Origin of the sequence: Mesorhizobium sp. CA14, from assembly GCF_020165195.1 — a bacterium.
Lineage (GTDB): Bacteria > Pseudomonadota > Alphaproteobacteria > Rhizobiales > Rhizobiaceae > Mesorhizobium.
Genome location: NZ_JAIUHR010000021.1, coordinates 1 through 22065, shown reverse-complemented (window position 1 = coordinate 22065; position 22065 = coordinate 1). Strand labels below are relative to the sequence as shown.

Genomic DNA, 22065 nt, shown 5'->3' with positions numbered 1-22065 from the left:
ACGGACCATGACCGAGGCATATTGCGGAAGATCGGTTTCCGCAAGCCGTCATCAAACCGGCGCCTTCGCCTTCAGGCTCGCGGCAGCCATCGCATAGCCGCCGGCCGCGCCATCTATGAAATGAAGGTGATCGCGCTGGAGCGGCGAAGCGACGAGGCATGTCATCAAGGCCGATTTCTGGCGGTGCAGGCCATAGGTGCAGACGCCCTCCTCTTCCGCCTGTTTCAGCCGGTTCTCGATCCGTTGCAAGACGTCCGCGTCCACGTCGATGGTCATCTTTAAGCCGTCGTCGAACTTCCGGAAATCCGAATTGCTCGCCACGTCGCGTTTGTAGACCTTCGGGTCGAAACTGCCGATCGTCCAGCCATATCTATCGGTGACAGCCGTAAGCGTCATGAGGAACACTACCCACAGCTTCGTCAGCCATCGCCGTCCAGCCGGCGCCGTGGCCCGCGCCTCGATATCGAGCCCGGCGGGCAGCAAACTGTAGGCCGGCCCGTCCGCCGGTACGGGGTGGCCACCGCGCTCCTGCCTGCCGGCAAGGGTGATGATGTCGGAAACCAGCAACTGAAAGCCGCGTAAGTCGCGCGACGCCCGCGGTATGGCTATGATCGAGACGATTTCGCCATGCCGGGCTTCGATCGGGTTCCAGCGACAGGAGAGGCCGGTCAGATCCGGCCGCGCGCCGGCCGGCGCGGGATCGATGCGGTAGCGCCCCGCTTTCATCTCGGCTTCCGCCCAGCTGCCGCCACCGCCGGCGAACATGGCATAGAAGACCGCCTCGGAGGCCTGGAACCTCGCCACGCGAACGTCGAGTCCTTGCGCTCTTATATCCCTTATCGGCACGATTGCTGCACGCAGGGCCAGGCCCAGTTCGTCCGCCACCCATCTCTGGACAGCGGCAAGCGCGTTACGGGTGATCTCCAGCGCCGAGCCGGGAAACGCCACGAGCGCGCCGTCGCCGCCGAAGACAAAGGGAAAATCTTGCCGACCCAGCGCATTGAGCAGCGCCGAAATGACGCTGGCGCCGGCCATATTGACGGTTTTATAGCGCCCAGCCTCGATCGCCTTGGTCGAGCCGACGATGTCGGCGGTGGCCAGCGCCCAGTCATCCGGGAGAGGCCGATAATTGTCGATATCGGCAACGCTTTGGAAGTTTGCGAAGACCGGCAGGGAAGCGACAAACGGGTGAGGCGCGGCAGCTGTTTCCATCGGGATCAGATAGCACATTGCACTGCTTGAAGGGTGAAGTCGATCATGCTTGGAAATTGACTTGCGCCGGCTTTCCGATGATAGGGTCCGGCGATGCGAATTGCCTTCTACGCACCGCTGAAGTCGCCCAATGATCCCGTTGCCTCCGGAGATCGCCAGATGGCACGGACGCTGATTAAGGCGCTGCAACGCATGGGGCATAGCGTCGAACTGGCATCTGAATTGCGCTTCTATCTACGCGAACCGGAGCCGAAAAGTTTCGATGCGCTCAAGATCGAGGCCCGGGAGGAAGCAGCGCGGATGACAAGGCTTTGGGATCGCGACGGCAAGCCCGATCTCTGGTTCACTTATCATCCCTATTACAAGGCGCCCGACCTGATCGGGCCCGAGCTGGCGGCGGCCTTTGCTGTCCCCTATGTTACAGCGGAAGCCTCCTATTCGAGGCGGCGCAACGCCGGTTTGTGGACTGATACGCAAGCGTTGGTGGCGCGAGCCGTCGAACAGGCGGCGCTGAACATCTGCTTCACGCAAAGGGACCGCCAGGGACTGGCGGATGCGGTACCTGGCGCCACTTTCGCCATGCTTTCGCCCTTCATCGATACATCGGGATTCCGGGAAACGCCGGCACGGGGCTGTCCGACGCGCCTCGTTACCGTCGCCATGATGCGCCCGGGCGACAAACTCGAAAGCTATCGCATGCTGGCGCAAGCGCTCGGTTCGATCGGTCACCTGCCCTGGACCATGTCGGTCGTCGGGGACGGGCCTGCCCGTGACGAGATCAAGACGCAATTCGCCGGCTTGCCCGCCGGCCGTATCGAATGGCTCGGCGCGATTGAGCCAGCCGCCGTGCCGGATGTCCTCTACAGCGGAGGAATTTACGTCTGGCCGGGCTTCGGCGAGGCCTATGGCGTTGCCTATCTTGAAGCGCAGGCCGCCGGCCTTCCGGTGGTGGCTCAGGACATCGCCGGCGTGCCGGAGGTCGTGCGGGATGGCCTGACCGGGTTCCTCACTCCCCCGGGCGATGTGACGGCGTTCGCTTCAGCCATTGAAAGACTTCTGGCCCGTAACGACCAAAGAACCATCATTGCCGCTGAAGCCAGACGTTTCGTCCTCGAAGAACGCTCCCTCGGTGCCGCGGCAGCGCGTCTGGCCGAACTTCTCGCGAAGATCCCGGTTTCATGACATCGGATCAAACCTGGCAACCCTTGGTGGAAGAACTGGCGCGCTGGCAACGGGCGGACCGCAAGGCAGAGTTCTGGCTACGCGACGATGACGCCGTGGATCCGACGCCTGCGCTCGGTCGGCTGCTCGACCTCACCAATGAATTCACAATTCCGGTCAGTCTAGCCGTCATTCCGGCCCTGACTGATGGGAAGCTGGTCACCCGGCTTGACGAGGCGCTGCATGCCACAGTCGCCATCCATGGCTGGGCGCACCGAAATCATGCGCCGGAGGGCCAGAAAAAGCAGGAGCTCGGCCCGCATCGGCCACGCGAGGCGGTGCTCGATGATATGGCTCGCGGGCTGTCGCGCATAACCGGCCTGCACGGCGCACGTGCCGTTCCAATGCTTGTGCCGCCCTGGAACAGGATCGACGCCGGCGTGGTATCCGAGCTTGGATCGATAGGTTTTACGGCGTTGTCGATCTATGGGCCGCCCAAGCCGGCTTCGCTGGCGGTCATCAACAGCAATGTCGACATCATGGACTGGCATGGCACGCGCGGTTGCCGCGATCACGGCATACTGGTTCAGACCATCATCGCGCAATTGCGGCACGCATTCGACGGCGGCGAACCGGTCGGCCTGCTCACCCACCATCTCGTACACGATGGATCGGCCTGGCTTTTCCTTGAACGGCTGTTCACGGTCACCGCACAGACTGAAGCCTGCGCATGGCTTCCGATCGGGACATTGATCGCGCGCGGCGCCAGCAAAGGAAAATAGCTCAGCGCGCTTTGTGCGATAAGATTGGAAACTCGAGCGTCTGGCCGTCCCGCGCGGCAAAAGCCCCGGCAAACCTGTCCTTGGCCAGTTTCTCGATCACGTCTAGTTGCTCGTCGGTGCGCGCCGGATCGTGGTGAATCATCGCAAGCTCCCGCGCACCGGCCGCCTCGCAGAGCTTGACGCCCTGTTCCCATGTCGAGTGCCCGTTGCCGCGGTACCGCTCCATTTCCTCCTCGGTATAGGCGCAATCGTAAATAACGAGGTCAGCATCTTCGATCAGGCCGAGCACCGCCTGATCGAGCTTGCCCGGCTCGTGCTCGGTGTCGGTGATGACCGCCACAACGCGGCCGCTCCATTCGACCCGGTAGCCTATGCAGCCGCCCGGGTGGTTAAGACTGCCGGTTCGGACCACCACCCCTTCGCGCGGGCGAAGCACGTCCCCGGACACGAAATCGCGGCAGTCGATGCTTGCCTTGCAGATATCGAGCGTCACCGGAAACCACGGCGGCCGCATGAATTCATCGACCATCTGCCGGGTCGTCATGCGCCCTGCAAGATGCCCCGACCAGAGCCTGACTTTGACGCTGCGGTCATAGATCGGCTTAAAAGCCGGCAGGCCGATGATGTGATCGTAGTGGCAATGGGTGAAAAACAGGTCGAAATCGGTCACGCCCGACGCCCGAAGCGCTCCGCCGGCGGGCCGCAGGCCAGAGCCGGCGTCGAACAGAAGCGTATGATCGCCGCATCGCATCTCAATGCAGATCGTGTTGCCGCCATAGCGAGAGAATTCTGACCCCGATACCGAAATGCTGCCGCGCACCCCCCAAAACCTGACCAGGAAAACGTCGTCCTCCATGCTGCTCCTTCGCGGTCCAGCCGCCCATGCTAGCCAGAGCGACGGCGGGGATTAAGTGCGCGTCACTGCTTACTTGGCGCTCCGTGCGTCGATCAGATCCGCGGTCGTATGGCTCAGGCGATCGGCGAGGACCCGCACCATCTCGATGGTCATTTCCGGGAACTCCTTCATAAGCCTCAGGAAATGATCCTTGCGAATTCTCAGGGCTTCCACCGGACTTGCGGCTCTGACGGTGGCCGTTCGGGAGCTGTTGCACAATATTGCGATCTCGCCAACGATCGAATTTGGCGGCAGTTCGGCAACTTTTATCGTTCCGCTGTCGGAATCGACCAGAATATCCGCCTTGCCTGAAAGGATGACATAGGCGGCGTCTCCCTCGTCGCCCTGCCTGAAAAGGATCTCGCCGGCGCTATAGCTTACGCGATCGGATGTGAACGCGAGCAGCTTGAGCTTTGCCGACTCTATGCCGGAGAACAAGGGAACGCGTTGCAGCATTCCAACCTCATCCTTGAGCAGCATTGTCGCAAACCTCCCAAAATTCACGTCTGCCAGACTAGAACAACCGACGCCCAGATGAAATCAATTCCGTTCCAAGTGGCAATACGAACCACTTGAGGTGGCGAGCCCAACCAGCCGGAAAGCCCAATCCCTTGACCTTTGCAGCAAGGTCCCACCGGCGGAATGATCCCATCTGAATGTCCAATGCTCCTATGACAGCAGTTCCTTGAACATACCGCTGCCGGCCAAAAGCGTCTCGTGTGTTCCGTCTTCCACCAAACGACCCGAGTCGAAGACGACAACGCGATCGAACATCATCGCCATTGCCGGATTCGTCACGACCCACACAATTGCCGGCGAACGGCCGTCGCGTCTGGCTTCCTCGAGCACGTTTCGCAGCACCTTCTCCTGTACGCGCTGGTCGAGCGCCGACAGCGGCCGGTTGAGAATGAGAAAATCGGGCCGCTTGAGCAGGGCTCGGGCAACATCGAGCTTCTGTCGCTGCCCAGCGGTCAGCCGTCTGCCGCCGGCGCCGACATTGAAGTCCAAACCGACATCCAGCAGTTCGGCATAAAGCCCCAATTCATCAAGAATGTCATAGACGATGGAGCGTATGCGGTCCGGCGCGTCGGGATGGTTGCTACCCAGACGCCCGAACAGGACATTGTCCATGACCGTAGCCGCGGCAATGTATTTGGCAGGATCGTAGCGTTCGACCGCATTTTGCAGCTCGGGAGGCAGGCCTTCATAGAACCGGTTGCGTGCAGCGACGATTTTGTTCATCAATTCGTCGCCTAGCAGGCCGAAGCGATGCCGGGGCTCGATATAGGCAAAGCTCAGGGTGACGATCATGGCGCGGTCGTTCTCCGAGACCGTCTCGTAGGGACGGTTCTTGAGCCGTTGCAGCAAGGTTTGGTAGGCGGGTATCTCCTCGGCGCTCATGAAGGCGAGCTGCTGGAAGAACTGGTGATCGGGCGGCAGGTCGGCGAACAGCTCGATCGCTTGTTCGGCGATCTCCAAGCCCATTTCGTAGAGCGTGCGATCGAGGCCGGCTTGCCTCAGCACGGAAGCAAAATAGGGATTTGCCGCCAGAGCCCTGTCGGCCAGCTCCGGGCCGGCGGCAGCGCCGAAGAGCAGGTTCTGGCCGATCGTTGCTTCCTTATTGTAGGCGCCCGGTTTGAAAGGAACCACCAGTCCGCTCAATCCTTCGTGTTCCAGCCGGGTTCGCAGCGCCGCACGCAGTTCGACGATCCGCCCAGCAAGCTCCGTGTGACGCGTGAGGTCGGCCGAAGAACGCAAGCCTAGATCCAGAATGTCGCGCGACAGAAGAACCGCGTCCAGCACCTGGCGCACGGCTTCAAAGAGGTCGTGCGGGCCGGTAGCGCCGACGGAAGCATAGTCGATCCAGTCGCTGTGGATATCAAGGTCCGGGTTGCCCGACCGGCGGGCCTCGTGGATGTTCCAGCGGTGCTGGTCCGCCGCGGCACCGTCATAAGTCACCGATGTCAGCGGCGCATGCTTCAACCCGTAGAGCAGATTGTCGCGGAGGCTTGCCTGGAACAGGAAAACGTCCGACGAGGCATAGGACATGCGCCGGCCGGTCACTGCTTCAGGGAGTTCAAGCAGGTCGTCGGCACCCGAAGCGACCTTTCCGCTTTCCGGCCAGTTCAGCCGCGCGAAGGCCTCTGCAAGCGCCTCCGCTCCACCTGTTGAGGTGCTGACCAGCGCCACCGTCTCACCGGGCTTGACCTGGAGAGAGATACGGTCGAGGAGCATTGCACCGCCATCGTCTGCCATGGACAGACCGATCGCCGACAGGGGGTTGGTCATCGGACCGGGATCGTCGATCGTCAGTGCCCCGATTCGCGGCGCAATGAGACCCTCGACGGTGAATTGTTCGACGACCTGCTGGTATTTGACCTGGACATCCTGCCGGTCCTGATCCCAGTCGATCAGTTCCTTCATCGGTCCGGGCAGGTCCTTGTAGGCGCCGATCACGGCCACGAGCTGACCGACGTCCAGCCGCCCCTGAATGACCAGATACCCGCCGACCATGTAGAACAGAAAGGGCGTGATCTGCGCGAGAAAATTGTTGAGGAACTTCACCATGAATTTCCATTGGTAAAGATCGAAGCGGATCTTGAAGATGAGCCCGAGCCGGGCAGCTATGTCGGCGCGCTCGTAGTTTGACGTGTCATGGACGTGGACCGCGCCGATGCCGTCGACAATTTCGCCGACGCGGCCCGATAGCGCGCGCGCCGTCAACTGCCGTTTGCGCCCGAGCACGATCAGCCGCCGCCGCATTCGCGGGATCAGCACGATCTGGATCAAGACGATCACGGCGGCGATCATTCCGAGCCAGAAGTTCTGGACCACGATGAACAGCATGGCCGTCACCGCCTGGCCGCCGAGCAGCACCGGCTGCAGGAAAGCATCGCCGATGAAACCGCCCAGCGGCTCCACCTCGTCCTTCACCATGGTTGCCACCTCGGCCGATTTCACGCGCTTGAAATAACGTGGCGGAAACCGCAGCACACGATCGACCAGGTCGAAGCGGATACGGCGCAGCATGCGTTCGCCGAGGCGGCCCTTGTAGGTGTTGATGTAGAATTTGAACAGGCCGTTGATGATGACCAGCAGGAGGAACACAAGGCTCAGGGCAAGCAGCGTCGTCGTGCGGTCGAGCTGAAAGCCAGGAAAGAACTGGATCTCTCCGATGAACGGCAGGTTATAGTGTAGCCTCATGAATGGCTGGGTCGCGCCCGGTTGCTCGAAGCCGCGACCTTGGATCGGGCCGTTGACAATCAACTTCGGCAGGTCAAAGGACATGAAATACGGGATCATCGAAAGCAAGACGATAACCAATATCCAGAGCTGCTGCTTCTTGGTGTGCGTCCAGATATAGCGAGCCAGGCTGGGTTCCATATGCGACTGTGGACCTTCAGTTTAAAGAACAAAGTAAAAGCATCAGCTGGTGGACGGCGCATCGGCAATCATCGCCGGCGACATGTTCGAAGCCTGCGAGGCGGCTTGGCGGGGCAAGATTGCGTTGTGTCGCCCGAAATCCCAACGTACAAGGCGAATATGATGGATGTCACGCAACCGCGCAATGCCGGCATGGACGGGCACGAGCAGGCCTTGGACCTCACGCGGGGAATTGCTGCCTACGTCAACCACCCTCTCGTGGCGGGGCTGGCGCGCGTCATCGCCAAACATCCGAAGGCCGACATCGCCAACGCCTTCAACCACAAGCAGGTGGCCTGCAAGATGTGGGCGCTCGACAGGCTGTTCGAAAGCCGCGGCGGGCGCTTCGGGCGCATATGGGTTCTGGGCGGATGGTACGGCATATTGCCGGCAATGCTTTTCAACGACGCCCGCTTCGATATTGCGGCAGTCGATAGCATCGACATCGATCCCGAGGTCGCGCCAGTCGCCCGGACCCTCAACCGGGAAGCCGGCGACCGGTTCCAGGCGCTGACGGCCGATCTGTACGCACTCGACTACGCGGCGGGGCGGCCCGAGTTGGTGATCAATACGAGCTGCGAACACATAGCCGATCTGCGCGCCTGGCTTGCCCTGCTCGCGCGGGGCACCAATGTGCTGCTGCAATCGAATGACTATTTCAGCGAGCCAACGCACATCAACTGCGTGGCTTCACTTTCAGCCTTCGAAGCGATGGCTGCGCTGCGGGAGGTGCGGTTCTCGGGTGAACTGCCGACAAAAAAATATACGCGCTTCATGCTGATTGGAACTGTTTAGTACCTTTCGCCCCAAGAGCGTCGCTCTACCGTATATTGTCTGTTCAATCACGAACCTTTCCCAAACCGGCTTCCCAATTTTTGGATCCATGTACGATGCCGCTCGCGCAGGATTTGCGCCGAACGACGCGCCCCTTCCAGATCGAGACGATGCGCGGACGGCGGCGGTGCCACGAGCGCCTGTTCGATCGCTTGCGCCAAACCTCCAGGCGTCAGGTCCTTTTCCATCAAGACCGATGCAAGGCCGAGTTCTTCGAGCATCTTGGCGCGAACCGTTTGTTCGGTTTCCCCGCCCGTTGCAAATGGAACCAGCAGGGAGCGACAACCCGCGCGCAGGACATCGCAGACCGTATTATAACCCGCCTGCGAAACCGACAGGCGCGTGCCGGTCAGCAGGCTGGCAAAATCCTGGCGGAAGCGGAAGGTGGACAGGCCCGGCGTGGCATCGCGTGCGATCGCATCAAAGTCGTCTTTCGGCAGATTTGGGCCGGTGATCAAACACCATTTCCAACCGTTATTGGCATCCCGCGCCGCTGCGATGGTGGAACTGACAAGGCTCCTTCCGGCAGCCCCGCCGCCAACCGACACCAGAACGTCGAAGCGCTCGGTGGCCGCAGGCGGTGGCGGCGCGGCAACCAGCCCTGTGTAGGTGACCTCCGCCTCGATTGCCCCGGCCAGTGGAAATGTCTCGTCGATGGTTGCGAAAGCCGGATCGCCGTGGACCATAACGAGGTCGAAATGCCTGCTGATGAGGTCGACCGTTTCCTCGTTTCGGCCCGGCTTGACGCGTTCCTGAAGGATATCACGGACGGACGTCGCCAGCAGCGGTCTGGGCGACGTCGCTTCGATGGCATCGATCAGCGGCAAGAGTTCGAAACGCATCTGCCGGCGCCCAAATGGAAAGGCCTCGATGATGACGATATCAGGCCTGCAATCATGGAACGCCTGCACCAGCATCTCTGAACGCTGCTTCTTGAACTCATCGTCGATGGGTTTGCCATGCAGGTCGACAAGTCCGGAAAATCCTTCATCACCGGAGGTGACAGGCGGCAGGGGTACAGATTTCACCCCCAATCCCGGAAACCCTGGGATCGGCGCTCCACCGGTCACGACGGTTACGTCAAACCCGTCATCGACCAGTGCCGCCGCGATGCGGCTGGAGCGCGCGAGATGGCCGATGCCGAGCAGGTGCTGGACATACAAGAAGACTCTCAGCCGCTTCATTCGGCAGCCTGCCACTCCTGTTGGAACAGTTGCTTGAGATGTCCAATGCTTGCCCTATGATCGAAATTGCTTCGCACGCGCCGTTCCGCGGCGTCGCCGAGACGACCGCGCAGCACGGGATCACGGATCAGGCGCTCCAGCGCCTGTGCCAGGGCGATCGGGTTTTCCGTCGGAACCAGCAGGCCGGTCTCATCTGGCGACAAAAGCTCCGGCACGCCGGAAATATCGGTCGACAAGCAGGCAAGCCGTTGGCTGGCCGCCTCCACCAGGACATTCGGAAGACCGTCCCGGTCACCATTTGCAGTAATCCTGCAGGCCAGGGCGAATATGTCGGCGCTCCGGTAGTGCTCAAGCACCTCATTCTGCGCAAGCGCGCCTTTCCAGGAGACGCGGCCATCCAGGCCGAGCTTTCGCGCCAGCGCCTTGAGCCGCTCCAGTTCCTCGCCGCCGCCGATATGCTCGAAACGCCACGCCAAATCGCCAGGCAAGAGGGCAAGGGCCTCCAGCAAGGTATCGTAACCTTTCTTCTCGACGGCGCGTCCGACGCTGAGAATGATGACCGGTTCGTCCGGCGCCGAGCCGTCAGGCCGCTTTCGCGCCTCGCCGAAACTGCCGAAGCGATCAAGATCGAGCCCATGATAGCTCAGATGCACGCACGACTTGCCGTTGGCGAGTTCCTTAAGACGGTCGAAGCCGGTTTTCGTGCAAGTGACGGTCCAGCGTGCCGAGGAAAGCTTGCCGGCCAGATCCCAGTCCGCCGAAGTCCAGATGTCCTTGGCATGGGCCGAGCAGCTCCAGGGCTGGCCACGAAGCTGGCTGGCATAGCGCGTCACCGACGCCGGCGTATGCGCGAAATGTGCATGCAACCATCCCGCGTCTTGCGGCCATTCGGCCGCCAGCACGAGCGCTTGCCCGAAGCGGCGCACGCGATTGCGCGTAAAGTCGCGGGATACATCGGCAGCCAGCGATCCGAGCGCGCGCCAGAAACCAAGCCGCAGCACATAGGCAAACAGCGAGCGAAGCACGCGCAGTGGCTCTTCATGCAGATATTCCGGCAGGTAACGGACGGGCGCTTTGATCTCGTCATGCACCGGGTGGCGTTTTTCGTCGGTCGGCCGCCTGAGCGCGACGAGTATCAGGTCGAACCCCGCGCGCTCAAGACCGAGCAGTTCCTGCGCGATGAAGGTTTCCGACAGCCTTGGATAGCCCTTCAGAACCACGACGATCTTGCGGCGTTGCAACTCAGTTTATTCCTTCAATGACCGAAAGTTGTGGAGTGGCCCGCCGCTCGAGCAGTTCCGCGACGATTTCGGAAATATGGGGAAGCCCTTCCAGCCTCAGATGCGGATTGCTCTGAGATGGGCGGGGCCGGTCCGGCAGCGCCACCAGAGCATCGGCAAATCGCTGGGAATCCTTGGCTTCTTCCGGCAAAAGCATCTCGATGAGGCCGAGTTCGGCTGCGCGCCGAGCGCGGATCAGCTGTTCCTCCCGAGGCTCGGTACGCGGGACGATCAGCCCCGGCTTGTCGAAAGACAGTATCTCGCAATAGGTGTTGTAACCGCCCATCGCCACTACCGCCTTGGCCCCGGCAATCAGGTCTTCCATGCGGTTGTCGAACTCGATGATCTTGATGTACGGGATCTTGGCTCCCTTGTTAAGCAGCTTGTTGCGCTGGCGCGCCGGCATGTAGGGCCCAAGCACGATCAGCGCCCTATGCTGCAATTGCGGGTTCTGCTGATAGGCATCGATGACGTCGTGGATTAGTTCCGCGCCGTCACCGCCGCCGCCTGTGGTAACGAGGATATACTCGCCCTCGGGCCGGTGGCCGGGCAACTCGACCCGCTGCAGGCGCCGTTGCAGGAAACCGACGAACCGCATCTTTGCCCTGACAGCCGGCGGCACATCCAAACCGGTCAGCGGATCGTAGAAATCCGGCGGGCCATAGGCCCAGACCTTATCGTAGAATAGGCCTATCTTGCGCATCACATCCCTGCGTGCCCACTCTGCTTCGAGCAGATGCGGCGCATCCATCACCTCGCGCAGGCCAAGCACCAGGGTAGTACCCCGCGTCTTGAGATAGGACAGCGTGTCCTCGATCTCACCGCGCAGGCCGAGGGGTTCCTTGTCGACGATGAAGATATCCGGCCGGAAGGTCTCGGCCGTGTGGCGAATGATCGACTGGCGCATCCTGAGCGTTTCTTGCAGATCGATATCCTTTTCCAGCGAGGTGTACTCGCCGTTGCGCAACTTGATGACGCTGGGGATCTTCACGAAGTCGACGCGGGCGCGATAGTCGAAGGCGCCGGCAATAGGGGCGCCCGAAATGATCAGCACCTGAAGTCCGCGGAAATCCTCGACCAGCGAATGCGCGATGGTCCGACAGCGCTGCAGGTGGCCGAGCCCGAACGTGTCGTGGCTGTACATGAGAATTCGTGCGTCTTGTGCGTGCTGGATCATTTCTGAACGTCTTTTCGAATTCTCGCGTTGGGAAGCGGGCGGTTAGGGAAGCCATCCTGAGGCTTAAGCGACCTGTTGTGAAACATGAGGGCGCAATTTTCAATTCGTATTACTAGGGAGGGTCCATGGCTGAAGCTAGGAAGTCCACTCAGTTGCCCGCTTGCCATGTTGCCGGGAAGAAACCTGTATCTCTTTGCCAAAGCGTTGTAGCGGCAATGCATGCCGTAGGAGCGGGCGCTTCGCGTGAAAGCAGCTCCATGGAAGGCTGCATATCTTTGGCGTGCACAACCACGACATGGACGTCCTGAGTGAAATGCGCCGCCAGGTCCCCTCGCGGGCCCGCAACGATGGCGTCTTGAACCTCGACATCGGTTTCTTCAAGGTAAGGCAACAACGGACATGGATGTCGTTGATTGCCGATCTGGCCGGAGGGCTAACAGCACGATGCCACTCATGAATGGACGATTGGGAGCCAGGAAACCAGGGCGCCTGGCAGGACGTGTCGGAAGTTTGACGGCGATGTTGGTCCTGATTGCCCGTCCGCTCGTTCTTGCGGTGCTCGCCCTCTTGTTGGCCGGTTCGGCGCAGGCGCAGGCGCCGGCGACCGTCCCACCCGAAAAGGTCAAACAGCTGTTCAATCTTCTCGACGATCCATCGGTGAAGGCATGGGTGGCTGAACAACGAAATCCGGACGCCGGTTCAACGGCAGCCTCTGCCGCGGCAGGAGCTTCACCCGCCAGCGCATCATCTGATGCCGCGGCCGCACCGGACCAGATGAGTACGATGGCATCCTCGACGCTCGATCGGATCAAGCATCATATCGAAAGAATGGTGCAAACTTTGCCCCTGCTGCCAGGTCAGTTCGCGCATGTTCGGGCAAAGACCATGCAGGATATGTCCAGCAGGGGGTCGGCCGGTGTACTCTTGCTAATCGCGGTGTTCATCGCAGCCGGCCTGGCGCTCACCTGGGCCACGTACAAGCTCACCCGTCCATTTCGTCTTTGGATTATCGCGCAATCGAAGGATACGCCCCTCGGACGAGCCAAGAAGATTGGCGGTCGCACGCTTTATTCCAGCTTGCTGATCGTCTCGTTCGCATTGGGCAGCGCCGGCGCGTTCATGTTGTTCGACTGGCCAATGCTTATCCGCGAGATCGTGCTGACATTTCTGATAGCGGCAGTCGTTACATGGGGTGTTCGCACATACGTCATAGCCATGCTGGTCCCATCCTTCATGAAGGTCGAGAATGCCGTTGAGGTTCGTGCATTGCCGGTGACCAACGAAGCGGCTGACCATTGGTCCTATTGGCTATCCCGGATCGTCGGCGTCTTCGCCTTCTTCGCCGCGGCGTTCAATCTCCTGCCTGGTCTCGGCATCGATCGGGACGGAATGGTGGTTCTTTCGTTGGGCGCCGATTTCGTACTGCTGTTGCTCTTTCTGCTCGCGGTTTGGCGTCGGCCAAGAACACAGCGGAACGATGGGCATAGTCGCACAGCAACGACATGGTTGTTGACTGTCTATTTCGTCGCTCTGTTCCTGGAGCGCATCGCCGGCCTGTATACGTGGTTCTGGTTTACCTTGGCCGCATTCGTCCTGCCTTTTACAATCGTGCTGACGCAGCGCGGGGTTAATTTCGTCCTGCGGCCAGGTTCCGAAGAGGCTGGCCGGCCGACGATCCCCGCGGTGACGATCGCAGTGATCGATCGCGGAATTCGGATGATCTTGATCCTGGCGGCGGCTTACGTTCTCGCGCGTGTCTGGGGTCTGGACATGCAGTCCATGCAAGAAAGCAATACGACGACCACGCTCATATTGCGTGGCTTGATCAATGTCGTGGTCATTGCGCTTGCCGCCGATTTCGGCTGGTCGATCATCAAAGCCTTGATCGAGAGAAAGCTGGGCATCGAAACCCGGCACGCGGTGATCAGCGACGAGGAGATGCCGGTCGTCGATCCGCAGCAGGCGCGGCTGCACACGCTCTTGCCGATCATCCAAAACATTCTGCTCGCGGTGATCGTCGTGATGGCGGTGCTGATGATGCTCGCCTCCGTGGGTATTCAGATCGGTCCGCTGATTGCCGGCGCCGGCGTCGTCGGCGTCGCTGTTGGATTTGGCGCGCAAACCCTGGTCAAGGACGTGATCTCGGGCGTGTTCTATCTGCTCGACGATGCATTTCGTGTCGGCGAATACATTTCATCGGGCAGCTACAGGGGTACGGTGGAGAGCTTTTCGTTGCGCTCCGTAAAGCTGCGCCACCATCGTGGCCCGCTGTTTACGATACCGTTCGGTGAACTTGGAGCCGTGCAGAACCAGAGCCGCGACTGGGTTACCGACAAATTCAACATCACCGTCGGCTATGACACCGACATCGAGTTCGCTCGCAAGCTGATCAAGCGGATAGGCCTGGAGCTGGCGGAAGATCCAGAATTCAAAAACTGGGTGATCGAGCCGATCAAGATGCAGGGCGTACAGGAGTTCGGTGAGTACGGCATCGTATTGAGGGTCAAGGTCACAACCAGACCGGGAGGTGCCTTCGCTATGAAAGGGAAATTCTTTTTACGCGTCCGCCAGGCCTTCAAGGAGCAGGGCATCGAACTCCCATTTCCGACCGTTCACGTCGAGGGGCTGCAGAGCCCACATGGGGCAGAGAATGCGCCTGTGGTGGAGATCACACCCGAGTTGAAACTGGCCGTCGCGCAGTCGCACACCAACCGGCGTAGGAAAAAAGCCGGCACAACGGAATAGGAAAGCTGTGACACCTGTCGTCCACAGCGCGGCGCGGCGCCCGCGCGGCAGGGGTACTTTTATTTTCAACCTCCTCCGAAAAGTGGGGACCGGCTTTCGGAAAAAATGATGCTCCACCAGGAATTAGATCAGGCTTCGAAGAAACGTCATCCTGATCCAGGCCGACTGTCGTGCATCTAAGGGATTCAATCCATTCGCATCGCGCTGGTTTTTTAGTAGGCTGTCGCGAGGCAAGGTTGAGGATCGGGCGTGACGGTAATCAACGATCGTCTACTCGAAAGCAAAATGACCAAGGTGGAGCAGGCGCGCGCCTGGAGCCCGCGCGTCATCTCGAAATTCGAGACGCTGATCAGGAGCGCCGACGACCACGCGCTCTATCGTGTCAATCCGCTGGCCTTTGCTCGCGACCGCGCAATCGCCGAGCCTGAAGCAATCGACCTCTTCCTTCACGCGGCCCGCTGTGGACTATTCGACATGAGCTGGGATGTGCTCTGTCCCCAGTCCGGGATGGTGCTCGACAGTTTCGGCGCCCTGCGCACGCTGAAGACCCACTACGTCTGTGGCCTGTGCGATGTGTCGGGCGACACCGACCTCGACGATTTCATCGAGGTCACCTTCTCGATATCGCCGAAGCTGCGGCGCCTGCCGCACCATGATCCCGAGATGCTGCCTGTCGAGGATTTTCACTGGAAGCTGCACTTCGGACATGACGGGCGATTGCCCGGGCAAGACGTTCGCTTTGTTGACGTTCTGCGCGGCTTCGTTCGGGGCATGACGTTCCTGCCGCCCGGGACCACCACAGTGCTACGCGCCGAGCTGGGACCGGGCGCTCTTGCGGGCGTCAACGTGCAGACGCAAGCCGCATTCGCTGTGCCGATATCAGGCGATCCGGCGTTGGCGCCGACGCTTCTGAAGGTCGATTATGACGGCAAACGCTTCTTGCCGGCGTTGCCCGCCGTGCCGCCTGGTCCGATTGTCATTGAGGTGGCGAACAGGGGGCCGGTGCGAGGTTCATTGCTTGCCATCAACTGGCCGCCCGAGCTGGTCGCGCTTACCACCAAGCCGGCGCTCGATTTCGACCCTTATGTCTCCGGCGGAGCGCTGCTTGCTCGGCAAACCTTCCGCCAGCTCTTCCGGTCCGAACGTGTCGACGAGAAGGAGGGGCTCGGCATCCGGCAGATCACCTTCCTGTTCACCGACCTCAAGGGCTCGACCGCCATGTATGAGCGCCTGGGTGACCTCAACGCCTATGCATTGGTCCGCGAGCATTTTGCTCTGGTCAACGCGGCGGTTCAGCTACATTCCGGAGCGGTGGTCAAGACGATTGGAGATGCGGTGATGGCTGCGTTTTCGCAGCCGTCGGATGCGATTTCGGCAGCACTCCACATCTTTGAAGAAATCGATCGTTTCAACAGCGACCATGACGGGCCGGGGATCATCCTTAAAATCGGTGCCCACTGTGGACCGTCGATCGCCGTGACGCTGAACGAAAACCTCGACTATTTCGGCCAGACCGTGAATGTGGCCGCGCGCGTGCAATCCTTGGCGCAAGCCGGACAAGTCTGCATTTCCGAGGCGCTCCATTCCGCGCCGGGGGTCAGCGACCTGCTCGCCGGCCATCGTGTCGTGGCCTTTGACGCGCCGCTTCGAGGCGTGGAGGGTAATGCTACCGTCTATCGCATTATGCGGGGATAGAAGCGATTGCGTGCCGACCCTGTTGGCACTGCCTGAAGCAATTCCAGGAAACACGGTTTAGGACAGGAGCTTGTGGCGTCCGACTGCTGACCAGTTGATTTGGATTGCGCCCTCGCAGCACGGCAAATCAGCCGCGGAGCCGCCACATCCGCACACGACCCGTGCCACGCAATTCCGTTTCCCCGAGCGGGTCGCAGGCAAAATCCGGTCCGAGCAATTCGTGGGTTGCATCTGAAATACGGATTTCGTCGGGCTCTGCGGCCTTTTGAATGCGCGCGGCGAGATTGACGGTGTCGCCCCACAGGTCATAAACGAACCGCCTTTTGCCGATCACGCCCGCGACGATTGGCCCTGAGTGAATTCCAATTCTAAGGCTTAGCGGTTCTCCTGCGAAGCGCTCGCACCTAGCCGACTCCCGCAGCTCGAGCGCATAATGTGCAAGGGCGTGCGCGTGATCTGGTCGCGCGACGGGCAGGCCAGCGACCGCCATGACGCAATCGCCGATGGTCTTGATCTTTTCGCAGCCATGCTGTTCCGAGAGCAGATCCGCAGCCCTGAAGAAGTAATTCAAGATAGCGAGCGTCGTCGTGGCTCCGACGCTCCGCGCTCTTTCCGTAAAACCGACGATGTCGGCAAAAAGCACACTGACCTCCGCGTGGTTGTCGGCAATTTGCTCGTCCGCCTTCAGCCGCTCCGCGATCGAGGCCGGAAGAATGTTAAGGAGCAGGGATTCGGCGCGCCGGTACTCGCGCGACAAACCCTCCTGGCTTTGCCTCAATGCCTCGTTCGTCGATTGCAGCTTCGCATTGAGTTGACGTTCCCTCTCCTGCAGAAGCGTCATTTCGTATGCCTTCTGCTGAAGCCGCTGCTGGTGGTCGCGTTCGGGCGTGGCGTCGAGAAAGACCAGCCACACCGAGTCGCCATCGCCAAAGAAGTGAAGGTCCACCACATGCCCGCCGGGCAGTTCCATCATGGGCATATGGAACGGAAGCTCGGGGCAAGGCAGCAGCCCTTCCATGAATTCAAGCTGCTGGGCAACGGGCTCGCCGATGCGAAGCGACGAGAGCCCGTAAAAGTCGAGATTGCCGCCCTTGGCTTCTATGCATTGCCGGGTATCGATCATGAGATACGCTGCGAAGCGCTCATTCGAGAAGAAGTCGTATATCCAGCTTCTAACTTCTTTCGGCAAACTGGACATGGTCTAGTTGGCGACCATCGAAGCAAGCTGACGAAACGCATCGTCGACATGTTCGCCCGAAAGCGCGCTCGTCAGATAGATCTGCCATCCACGTTGCTTGAGTTCGTCGATCTCGCCCTCCGATATCGCCCACCGATCGGTCAGATCGGATTTGTTGAACAGCAATATGAACGGCATGGCGCCGAATTCGGCCTCGCACCGTTCGCGCAGCGTGAGCGCCACCGCAAGAGTAGCGGGCCGGGTTCCATCGACGACCAGCACAAGCCCGGTCGCGCCTCGCACATAGCTGACGCGGAACGAGCCGATATCGTCTTCGCCGGCAAGATCCCACAAGATCAGGTCCACTGTCTTGTCCGGAAACACGACGCTTTTCTTGTCGATCTTGACGCCGACCGTGGTCAGGTAGTTTTCCGAGAAGATGCTTTGGACAAACCTGCGCACCAGGCTCGTCTTGCCGACGGCGAACCCGCCCAACATGCAGATCTTTTTTTGCAGCATCCTGGGCTCCGCGCTACTCCAGGTTCACCGTAACCGAAACGCGGCGATTGGTGGAGTTCCCAGTTCGGCTATTTTCATTTTCGGGCACCGCCGGCTCGAAGGTGCCGGCGCCCCGAACCTGCAGGAGTTCCGGAGCGACGCCGCGCTTGTTGAGAAGCGCGCGAACTGTCTCGGCGCGGGCAGCGCTGATCGACGCGTTGGCCGTCTCGCGACCCGTTGTGTCCGAATGGCCGGTCAACATGAACCGCGCCGTCACGCCTGCCTTGTGGGCATTTTCTGCGAATTCCTTCAGCTGATCGGCCAGTCTGTCGAGCACCGGCGTCTGCTCCGGTCCCGGGACAACTCTACCGGAAGAGAAGAAAATATCGGTCGTCTGGATGGCCTCTCTCAACTGATTGAGCTCTGCAAGGTTTAGCTCGCTCAGCTGCGAGACATCCAGAACCACTCCGTCCGCCGAAAGTTGGTCGGCGGCGGCCCGCGCCCGGCTGATCCAGCCGGCAGGTGCCTCGCCCACAACGATGATGCGACCCTGGACGATCGAAAGCAGAACCGATTTCGGCGGGGACAGCGACGCCGTCAGCCGCTTCACCACGAACTTCGGATCAAGGCTCTGATAGAATTGCCACTGTGAATGAACGCGAGCGGGATCGACCTGTGTTCCGGACAGCAGAGCTTTTGGGTCGACGGCAAGAGGATCTCTCAGACCGGAAATGTAGAAATCTCCGCCCCTCGCCGATTGCTGAGCGACGATGATTCCCGGTTCGGCCTCAAGTCGCGACACATAATACTGCCAATGCTCCGCCGCGCGTGCATCGGGGCTCACATCACGAACCTTGGAGATGTCGAACTCCGGCCCGCCTTCTGAAAGCTGTCTTGCGGCTACGCGCGCCCGATCTATCCAAGTGTCGGGAGCCTCACCCTCGGCAACAATGCGACCTTCGACGATTGAAAGTCGCACCTTATCCATCGGATAAAGCGATGCCGCTAGCCGCTTCAAGACGAACTGCGGCTCAAGGCTCTGATAGAGTTGCCAACTGGCATGAACGCGCGCGGGATCGACCTGCGTCCCGGACAGCAGCGACTGCGGGTCGACGGCAAGCGGGTCTCTCAGGCCGGCAATATAGAATTGGCCATCGCGCACATTCTGTTGGGCGACGACGATGCCGGGCTGCGCCTCCAGGCGCGACACATAGGCCTGCCAGCGCTCCTCGGGGCTCACATCACGGACCCCGGAAATGTCGAAGACCGGGCCGCCGGCTGAAAGCTGCTGGGCGGCCGCGCGCGCCCGGTTGATCCACGCGGTGGTGGCCTCGCCCGCGGCAACGATGCGATCATTGACGACTGAAAGCCGCACCGAATCCGGCGGAGCAAGCGAGGCCGTCAGCCGTTTGAGCACGAACTGCGGCTCAAGGCTCTGGTAGAATTGCCAGCTTGCATGAACACGCGCGGGATCGACCTGCGTTCCGGCCAACAGCGACCTTGGGTCGGCGGCAAGCGGGTCTCTCAGACCTGTAATGTAGAATTGGCCGTCGCGTACATTGTGATCGGCGACGATGATGCCAGGCTGGGTCTCCAGTTGCGACACATAGGCCTGCCAGCGCTCCTCGGCGCTCACATCGCGGACCCCGGAAATGTCGAAGACCGGGCCGCCTGCCGAAAGCTGCTGGGCAGCGGCCCGCGCCCGCTCGATCCACGTGGTGGTCGCCTCGCCCTCGGCGACGATGCGACCATCGACGACCGAGAGTCGTACCGAATCCGGTGGCGCCAGCGACGCCGACAGCCGCTTCAGCACGAATTCCGGCTCGAGGCTCTGATAGAGCTGCCAGTTTGAATGAACGCGGGTGGGATCGACCTCCGTTCCAGGCAGCAGCGACCGCGGGTCCGCGGCGAGCGGGTCTCTCAGGCCGGCGACATAGAAGTCGCCGCCACGGATTTTTTGGTCCGAAATGACGATGCCTGGCTGGGCCGCCAGCCGCGACAGGTAGGTCTGCCAGCGGTGTGCGGATTGCCAGGACAGAAAGGACCAGCCGCCCGCCACGATCAAAACCAGCAGGACCGCCGTCAGCACCAGCCAGGGAAATCCCTCTTTCGAATCCCTGTGCTGCAGTTCGACGCAGGTCTGCAACTGCGTCTCCACGCCGGGCAGCTGCGAACTGTCGCCGTCGAACCGCTCCAGGGCTCGCGAGGATTCTTGATGGATGCGAAGCAGTACATCGCGGATGACTTCATGCAGTTCCTCCGGAGGATTTCCCCGGATCACCGCAACCAGTGTCGCGAACTGTCCGACTTCCGACCAGAGGCGAAGTTCCCCGAACCGGATGGTGTCGAGACCGCTGTTTTCCTTCTCTTTGAAAGAGTCCTTCACAAAATCCTGGATCGCGCTCAGCATCGAGGAAATCAGTTGAGGGTCTTCGCTGGTTGCGTCTTGGGAAGTTACATGTGCAATCAGGAGCCCGGAAGCGCGGCTGATGAGAAAGACATGTTCCACGCGATAGATAAGAGAATGCTTGAGAACAACTGCCGAGAAGCTTGTCCCCGTTCGCCAGGCTTCAAACCTCCACTTCAACCCATGCCATGTGAATATATGCCTCAGAGACTCATTCAACGACTGGAAAGTCTGGTCAATCTTTTCGCCGATCGACTTGCGAATGGCGGGCAGAAACACCGGATACAATATATCCGTCAGCGTGTTCGGGTTCTTTTGGATGGACCGCTGCGCGGCCCTCTCGACAGCCGGAGCAAGGGCCTCGCCGAGTTGCGCATGGGACGCGCGCGCAGTTGCTTCGGGCAGAACGTTGCCCACTGCTGTGGCAAGCTGCTCGGGTTCGTCGAGCAGGTGCGTAACCCGTGACAGCTCCGAGATTTCGCCGCCAACCAGCAACTGGCGGAGCTTTTCCAGCCGATGATCGGCGGCCGGAACGCCTTCGTAGAGGGCACGGTTGTCCGGATCGACGTTCCGGGCAATTTCCACCAAAAGGCGGGCCAAAGCCTCGCGATCAATACCGGTATCGTTCGAAGCTTGTCTTTGAGATAGGCTGATTGGTTCGACGCTCGACGTCAAGTTCCGATCAACTCACTTTCCAGCCACGCTCCGAATTGCCCTTGCTGCCGACGGGATCCTGGTTGAGACATTTCGCGACCTCGACGAACAGGCCGGCCAGAAGATTCCGGTCAGTCTTGACGTTGCTGAGATCGGAAAAGATCTTCTCCATCAGCATTTGAGCGCTTTCGTTCTTCTGCTTGATTTCCTCGCGCAGCAAATGGTCGCTTCTGCTCATGCGATCCGCGAATTCGCGCTCGAGCTCGCTCAATTGATCAGACAAGGCGCGCACCTGCTTTTCGAGCGCCTGGTTTTGATCGCGAAGATTGCGGTCGATCTCCTTGTCGGCCTCGGCGCGCGCATCCTTTTCGTTGCGCAACTGCGCCGCCAGCGAGTCGACCTGCTTCTTGGCATTCGACTCGTAGGTTTCAAGATTGCGCTTGGTTTCGGATTCGACATCCTTGAATCGCTGCAGGAACCGTTCCTCAAGCTTGGAGAAGCGGCGATCATAGTCCTGCATCTGGTTGCCGAACAAAAGATCGCGTATCTTGTCGACACCTGGAGCGTCACCGCCAGGCCCGCCCTCGCGCCCTTGAGGGGCCATAAAGTTCAGCCCGTTTCCCTCTGCATTACCTATCAGACTTGCATCCGCTTTATTTGCCGAAGAAGCGGCACTCGAAGATTCCTTCGCCATCTCAGAGCCCCAATTACTCACCGCAACATTAGAACATGGTAAATTATGTCAGACAAATACCAGGCCCGCAAGGCGGAATCCCCTTGGCTTGAGTGAATTCGTCCGTCCTTGTTCGCCTCTCGGACCGGCAAATGCGCCGATTGGCGTCGCTCTCGGTACCGCTTGCGCCTTTGGTAGTGTGCTGAGAGTTCTGCAAATTCGCTGAGAGAGGGCGGTCATGGCAGGCTGGTGATTGTTCAAAGTCACC

The 22065-nt window shown here is 60.4% G+C and carries 16 protein-coding genes; 5 read left to right on the top strand and 11 right to left on the bottom strand.

What is annotated here, in order from left to right; genetic code table 11:
- Positions 1-51: 51 nt before the first annotated feature.
- The gene (locus tag LB565_RS20440) at positions 52-1230 is read right to left on the bottom strand and encodes a DUF3095 domain-containing protein (RefSeq protein WP_224587121.1); all 1179 of its coding nucleotides are present in this window, start codon (positions 1228-1230) and stop codon (positions 52-54) included.
- A 75-nt stretch (positions 1231-1305) separates the two neighbouring features.
- On the opposite strand from LB565_RS20440, the gene LB565_RS20435 reads away from it, so the two are divergent.
- On the top strand, positions 1306-2394 hold the full coding sequence (locus LB565_RS20435) for a glycosyltransferase family 4 protein (RefSeq protein ID WP_224587119.1): 1089 nt from the start codon (positions 1306-1308) through the stop codon (positions 2392-2394).
- Positions 2391-3155: a polysaccharide deacetylase family protein gene (locus LB565_RS20430; protein ID WP_224587117.1), complete on the top strand. Its 765-nt coding sequence runs from the start codon at positions 2391-2393 to the stop codon at positions 3153-3155. Before LB565_RS20435 ends, LB565_RS20430 begins: the two co-directional genes overlap by 4 nt.
- Before the next feature lies 1 nt (position 3156).
- On the opposite strand, the gene LB565_RS20425 is transcribed toward LB565_RS20430, so the two are convergent.
- The 3 genes from LB565_RS20425 to LB565_RS20415 all read right to left on the bottom strand — a co-directional run bounded on the left by LB565_RS20425 (position 3157) and on the right by LB565_RS20415 (position 7434).
- Positions 3157-4011, bottom strand: a complete 855-nt coding sequence (locus LB565_RS20425) for an MBL fold metallo-hydrolase (RefSeq protein WP_224587115.1) — start codon at positions 4009-4011, stop codon at positions 3157-3159.
- A gap of 69 nt (positions 4012-4080) precedes the next feature.
- A complete protein-coding gene (locus LB565_RS20420; RefSeq protein WP_224587113.1) occupies positions 4081-4530 on the bottom strand; it encodes a cyclic nucleotide-binding domain-containing protein in 450 nt (149 codons plus the stop codon).
- A gap of 189 nt (positions 4531-4719) precedes the next feature.
- Positions 4720-7434: an ABC transporter transmembrane domain-containing protein gene (locus LB565_RS20415; protein ID WP_224587112.1), complete on the bottom strand. Its 2715-nt coding sequence runs from the start codon at positions 7432-7434 to the stop codon at positions 4720-4722.
- Positions 7435-7596: 162 nt separating this feature from the next.
- Between LB565_RS20415 and LB565_RS20410 the strand changes: the two genes are divergently transcribed.
- Positions 7597-8268, top strand: coding sequence for a class I SAM-dependent methyltransferase (locus LB565_RS20410; protein ID WP_224587231.1), 672 nt, complete (start codon positions 7597-7599; stop codon positions 8266-8268).
- Positions 8269-8315: 47 nt separating this feature from the next.
- Here LB565_RS20410 and LB565_RS20405 read toward each other — a convergent pair whose 3' ends face one another.
- From LB565_RS20405 to LB565_RS20395, 3 genes are read right to left on the bottom strand one after another with little or no spacing between them, the layout of a single operon-like run.
- The gene (locus LB565_RS20405) at positions 8316-9491 is read right to left on the bottom strand and encodes a glycosyltransferase family protein (RefSeq protein WP_224587110.1); all 1176 of its coding nucleotides are present in this window, start codon (positions 9489-9491) and stop codon (positions 8316-8318) included.
- Positions 9488-10732, bottom strand: coding sequence for a glycosyltransferase (locus tag LB565_RS20400; protein ID WP_224587108.1), 1245 nt, complete (start codon positions 10730-10732; stop codon positions 9488-9490). Before LB565_RS20400 ends, LB565_RS20405 begins: the two co-directional genes overlap by 4 nt.
- Before the next feature lies 1 nt (position 10733).
- Positions 10734-11948, bottom strand: a complete 1215-nt coding sequence (locus tag LB565_RS20395; RefSeq protein ID WP_224587105.1) for a glycosyltransferase family protein — start codon at positions 11946-11948, stop codon at positions 10734-10736.
- 519 nt (positions 11949-12467) lie between these two features.
- Here LB565_RS20395 and LB565_RS20390 point away from each other — a divergent pair.
- Together LB565_RS20390 and LB565_RS20385 are read left to right on the top strand one after the other, a co-directional pair.
- Positions 12468-14693, top strand: a complete 2226-nt coding sequence (locus tag LB565_RS20390) for a mechanosensitive ion channel family protein (protein ID WP_224587104.1) — start codon at positions 12468-12470, stop codon at positions 14691-14693.
- Between the two features lie 249 nt (positions 14694-14942).
- Complete coding sequence (locus LB565_RS20385; protein ID WP_224587101.1) at positions 14943-16388, top strand: adenylate/guanylate cyclase domain-containing protein; 1446 nt, start codon at positions 14943-14945, stop codon at positions 16386-16388.
- A 127-nt stretch (positions 16389-16515) separates the two neighbouring features.
- Here the strand turns inward: LB565_RS20385 and LB565_RS20380 are convergent, their stop codons facing one another.
- The 4 genes from LB565_RS20380 to LB565_RS20365 all read right to left on the bottom strand — a co-directional run bounded on the left by LB565_RS20380 (position 16516) and on the right by LB565_RS20365 (position 21839).
- The gene (locus LB565_RS20380) at positions 16516-17511 is read right to left on the bottom strand and encodes an adenylate/guanylate cyclase domain-containing protein (protein WP_224587099.1); all 996 of its coding nucleotides are present in this window, start codon (positions 17509-17511) and stop codon (positions 16516-16518) included.
- A gap of 78 nt (positions 17512-17589) precedes the next feature.
- Entirely contained in the window at positions 17590-18084 is a 495-nt protein-coding gene (locus LB565_RS20375; RefSeq protein WP_224587098.1) for a Rab family GTPase, read from the bottom strand.
- A gap of 13 nt (positions 18085-18097) precedes the next feature.
- Positions 18098-21145, bottom strand: coding sequence for an OmpA family protein (locus LB565_RS20370; protein ID WP_224587095.1), 3048 nt, complete (start codon positions 21143-21145; stop codon positions 18098-18100).
- 7 nt (positions 21146-21152) lie between these two features.
- Entirely contained in the window at positions 21153-21839 is a 687-nt protein-coding gene (locus LB565_RS20365) for a hypothetical protein (protein WP_224587093.1), read from the bottom strand.
- Positions 21840-22065 lie beyond the last annotated feature (226 nt).

Bases quoted from the DNA above. Each gene is read 5' to 3' on its own strand.
- LB565_RS20440 (WP_224587121.1), bottom strand. From the start codon at position 1,230: ATGTGCTATCTGATCCCGATGGAAACAGCTGCCGCGCCTCACCCGTTT.
- LB565_RS20435 (WP_224587119.1), top strand. From the start codon at position 1,306: ATGCGAATTGCCTTCTACGCACCGCTGAAGTCGCCCAATGATCCCGTT.
- LB565_RS20430 (WP_224587117.1), top strand. From the start codon at position 2,391: ATGACATCGGATCAAACCTGGCAACCCTTGGTGGAAGAACTGGCGCGC.
- LB565_RS20425 (WP_224587115.1), bottom strand. From the start codon at position 4,011: ATGGAGGACGACGTTTTCCTGGTCAGGTTTTGGGGGGTGCGCGGCAGC.
- LB565_RS20420 (WP_224587113.1), bottom strand. From the start codon at position 4,530: ATGCTGCTCAAGGATGAGGTTGGAATGCTGCAACGCGTTCCCTTGTTC.
- LB565_RS20415 (WP_224587112.1), bottom strand. From the start codon at position 7,434: ATGGAACCCAGCCTGGCTCGCTATATCTGGACGCACACCAAGAAGCAG.
- LB565_RS20410 (WP_224587231.1), top strand. From the start codon at position 7,597: ATGGATGTCACGCAACCGCGCAATGCCGGCATGGACGGGCACGAGCAG.
- LB565_RS20405 (WP_224587110.1), bottom strand. From the start codon at position 9,491: ATGAAGCGGCTGAGAGTCTTCTTGTATGTCCAGCACCTGCTCGGCATC.
- LB565_RS20395 (WP_224587105.1), bottom strand. From the start codon at position 11,948: ATGATCCAGCACGCACAAGACGCACGAATTCTCATGTACAGCCACGAC.
- LB565_RS20390 (WP_224587104.1), top strand. From the start codon at position 12,468: ATGTTGGTCCTGATTGCCCGTCCGCTCGTTCTTGCGGTGCTCGCCCTC.
- LB565_RS20380 (WP_224587099.1), bottom strand. From the start codon at position 17,511: ATGATCGATACCCGGCAATGCATAGAAGCCAAGGGCGGCAATCTCGAC.
- LB565_RS20375 (WP_224587098.1), bottom strand. From the start codon at position 18,084: ATGCTGCAAAAAAAGATCTGCATGTTGGGCGGGTTCGCCGTCGGCAAG.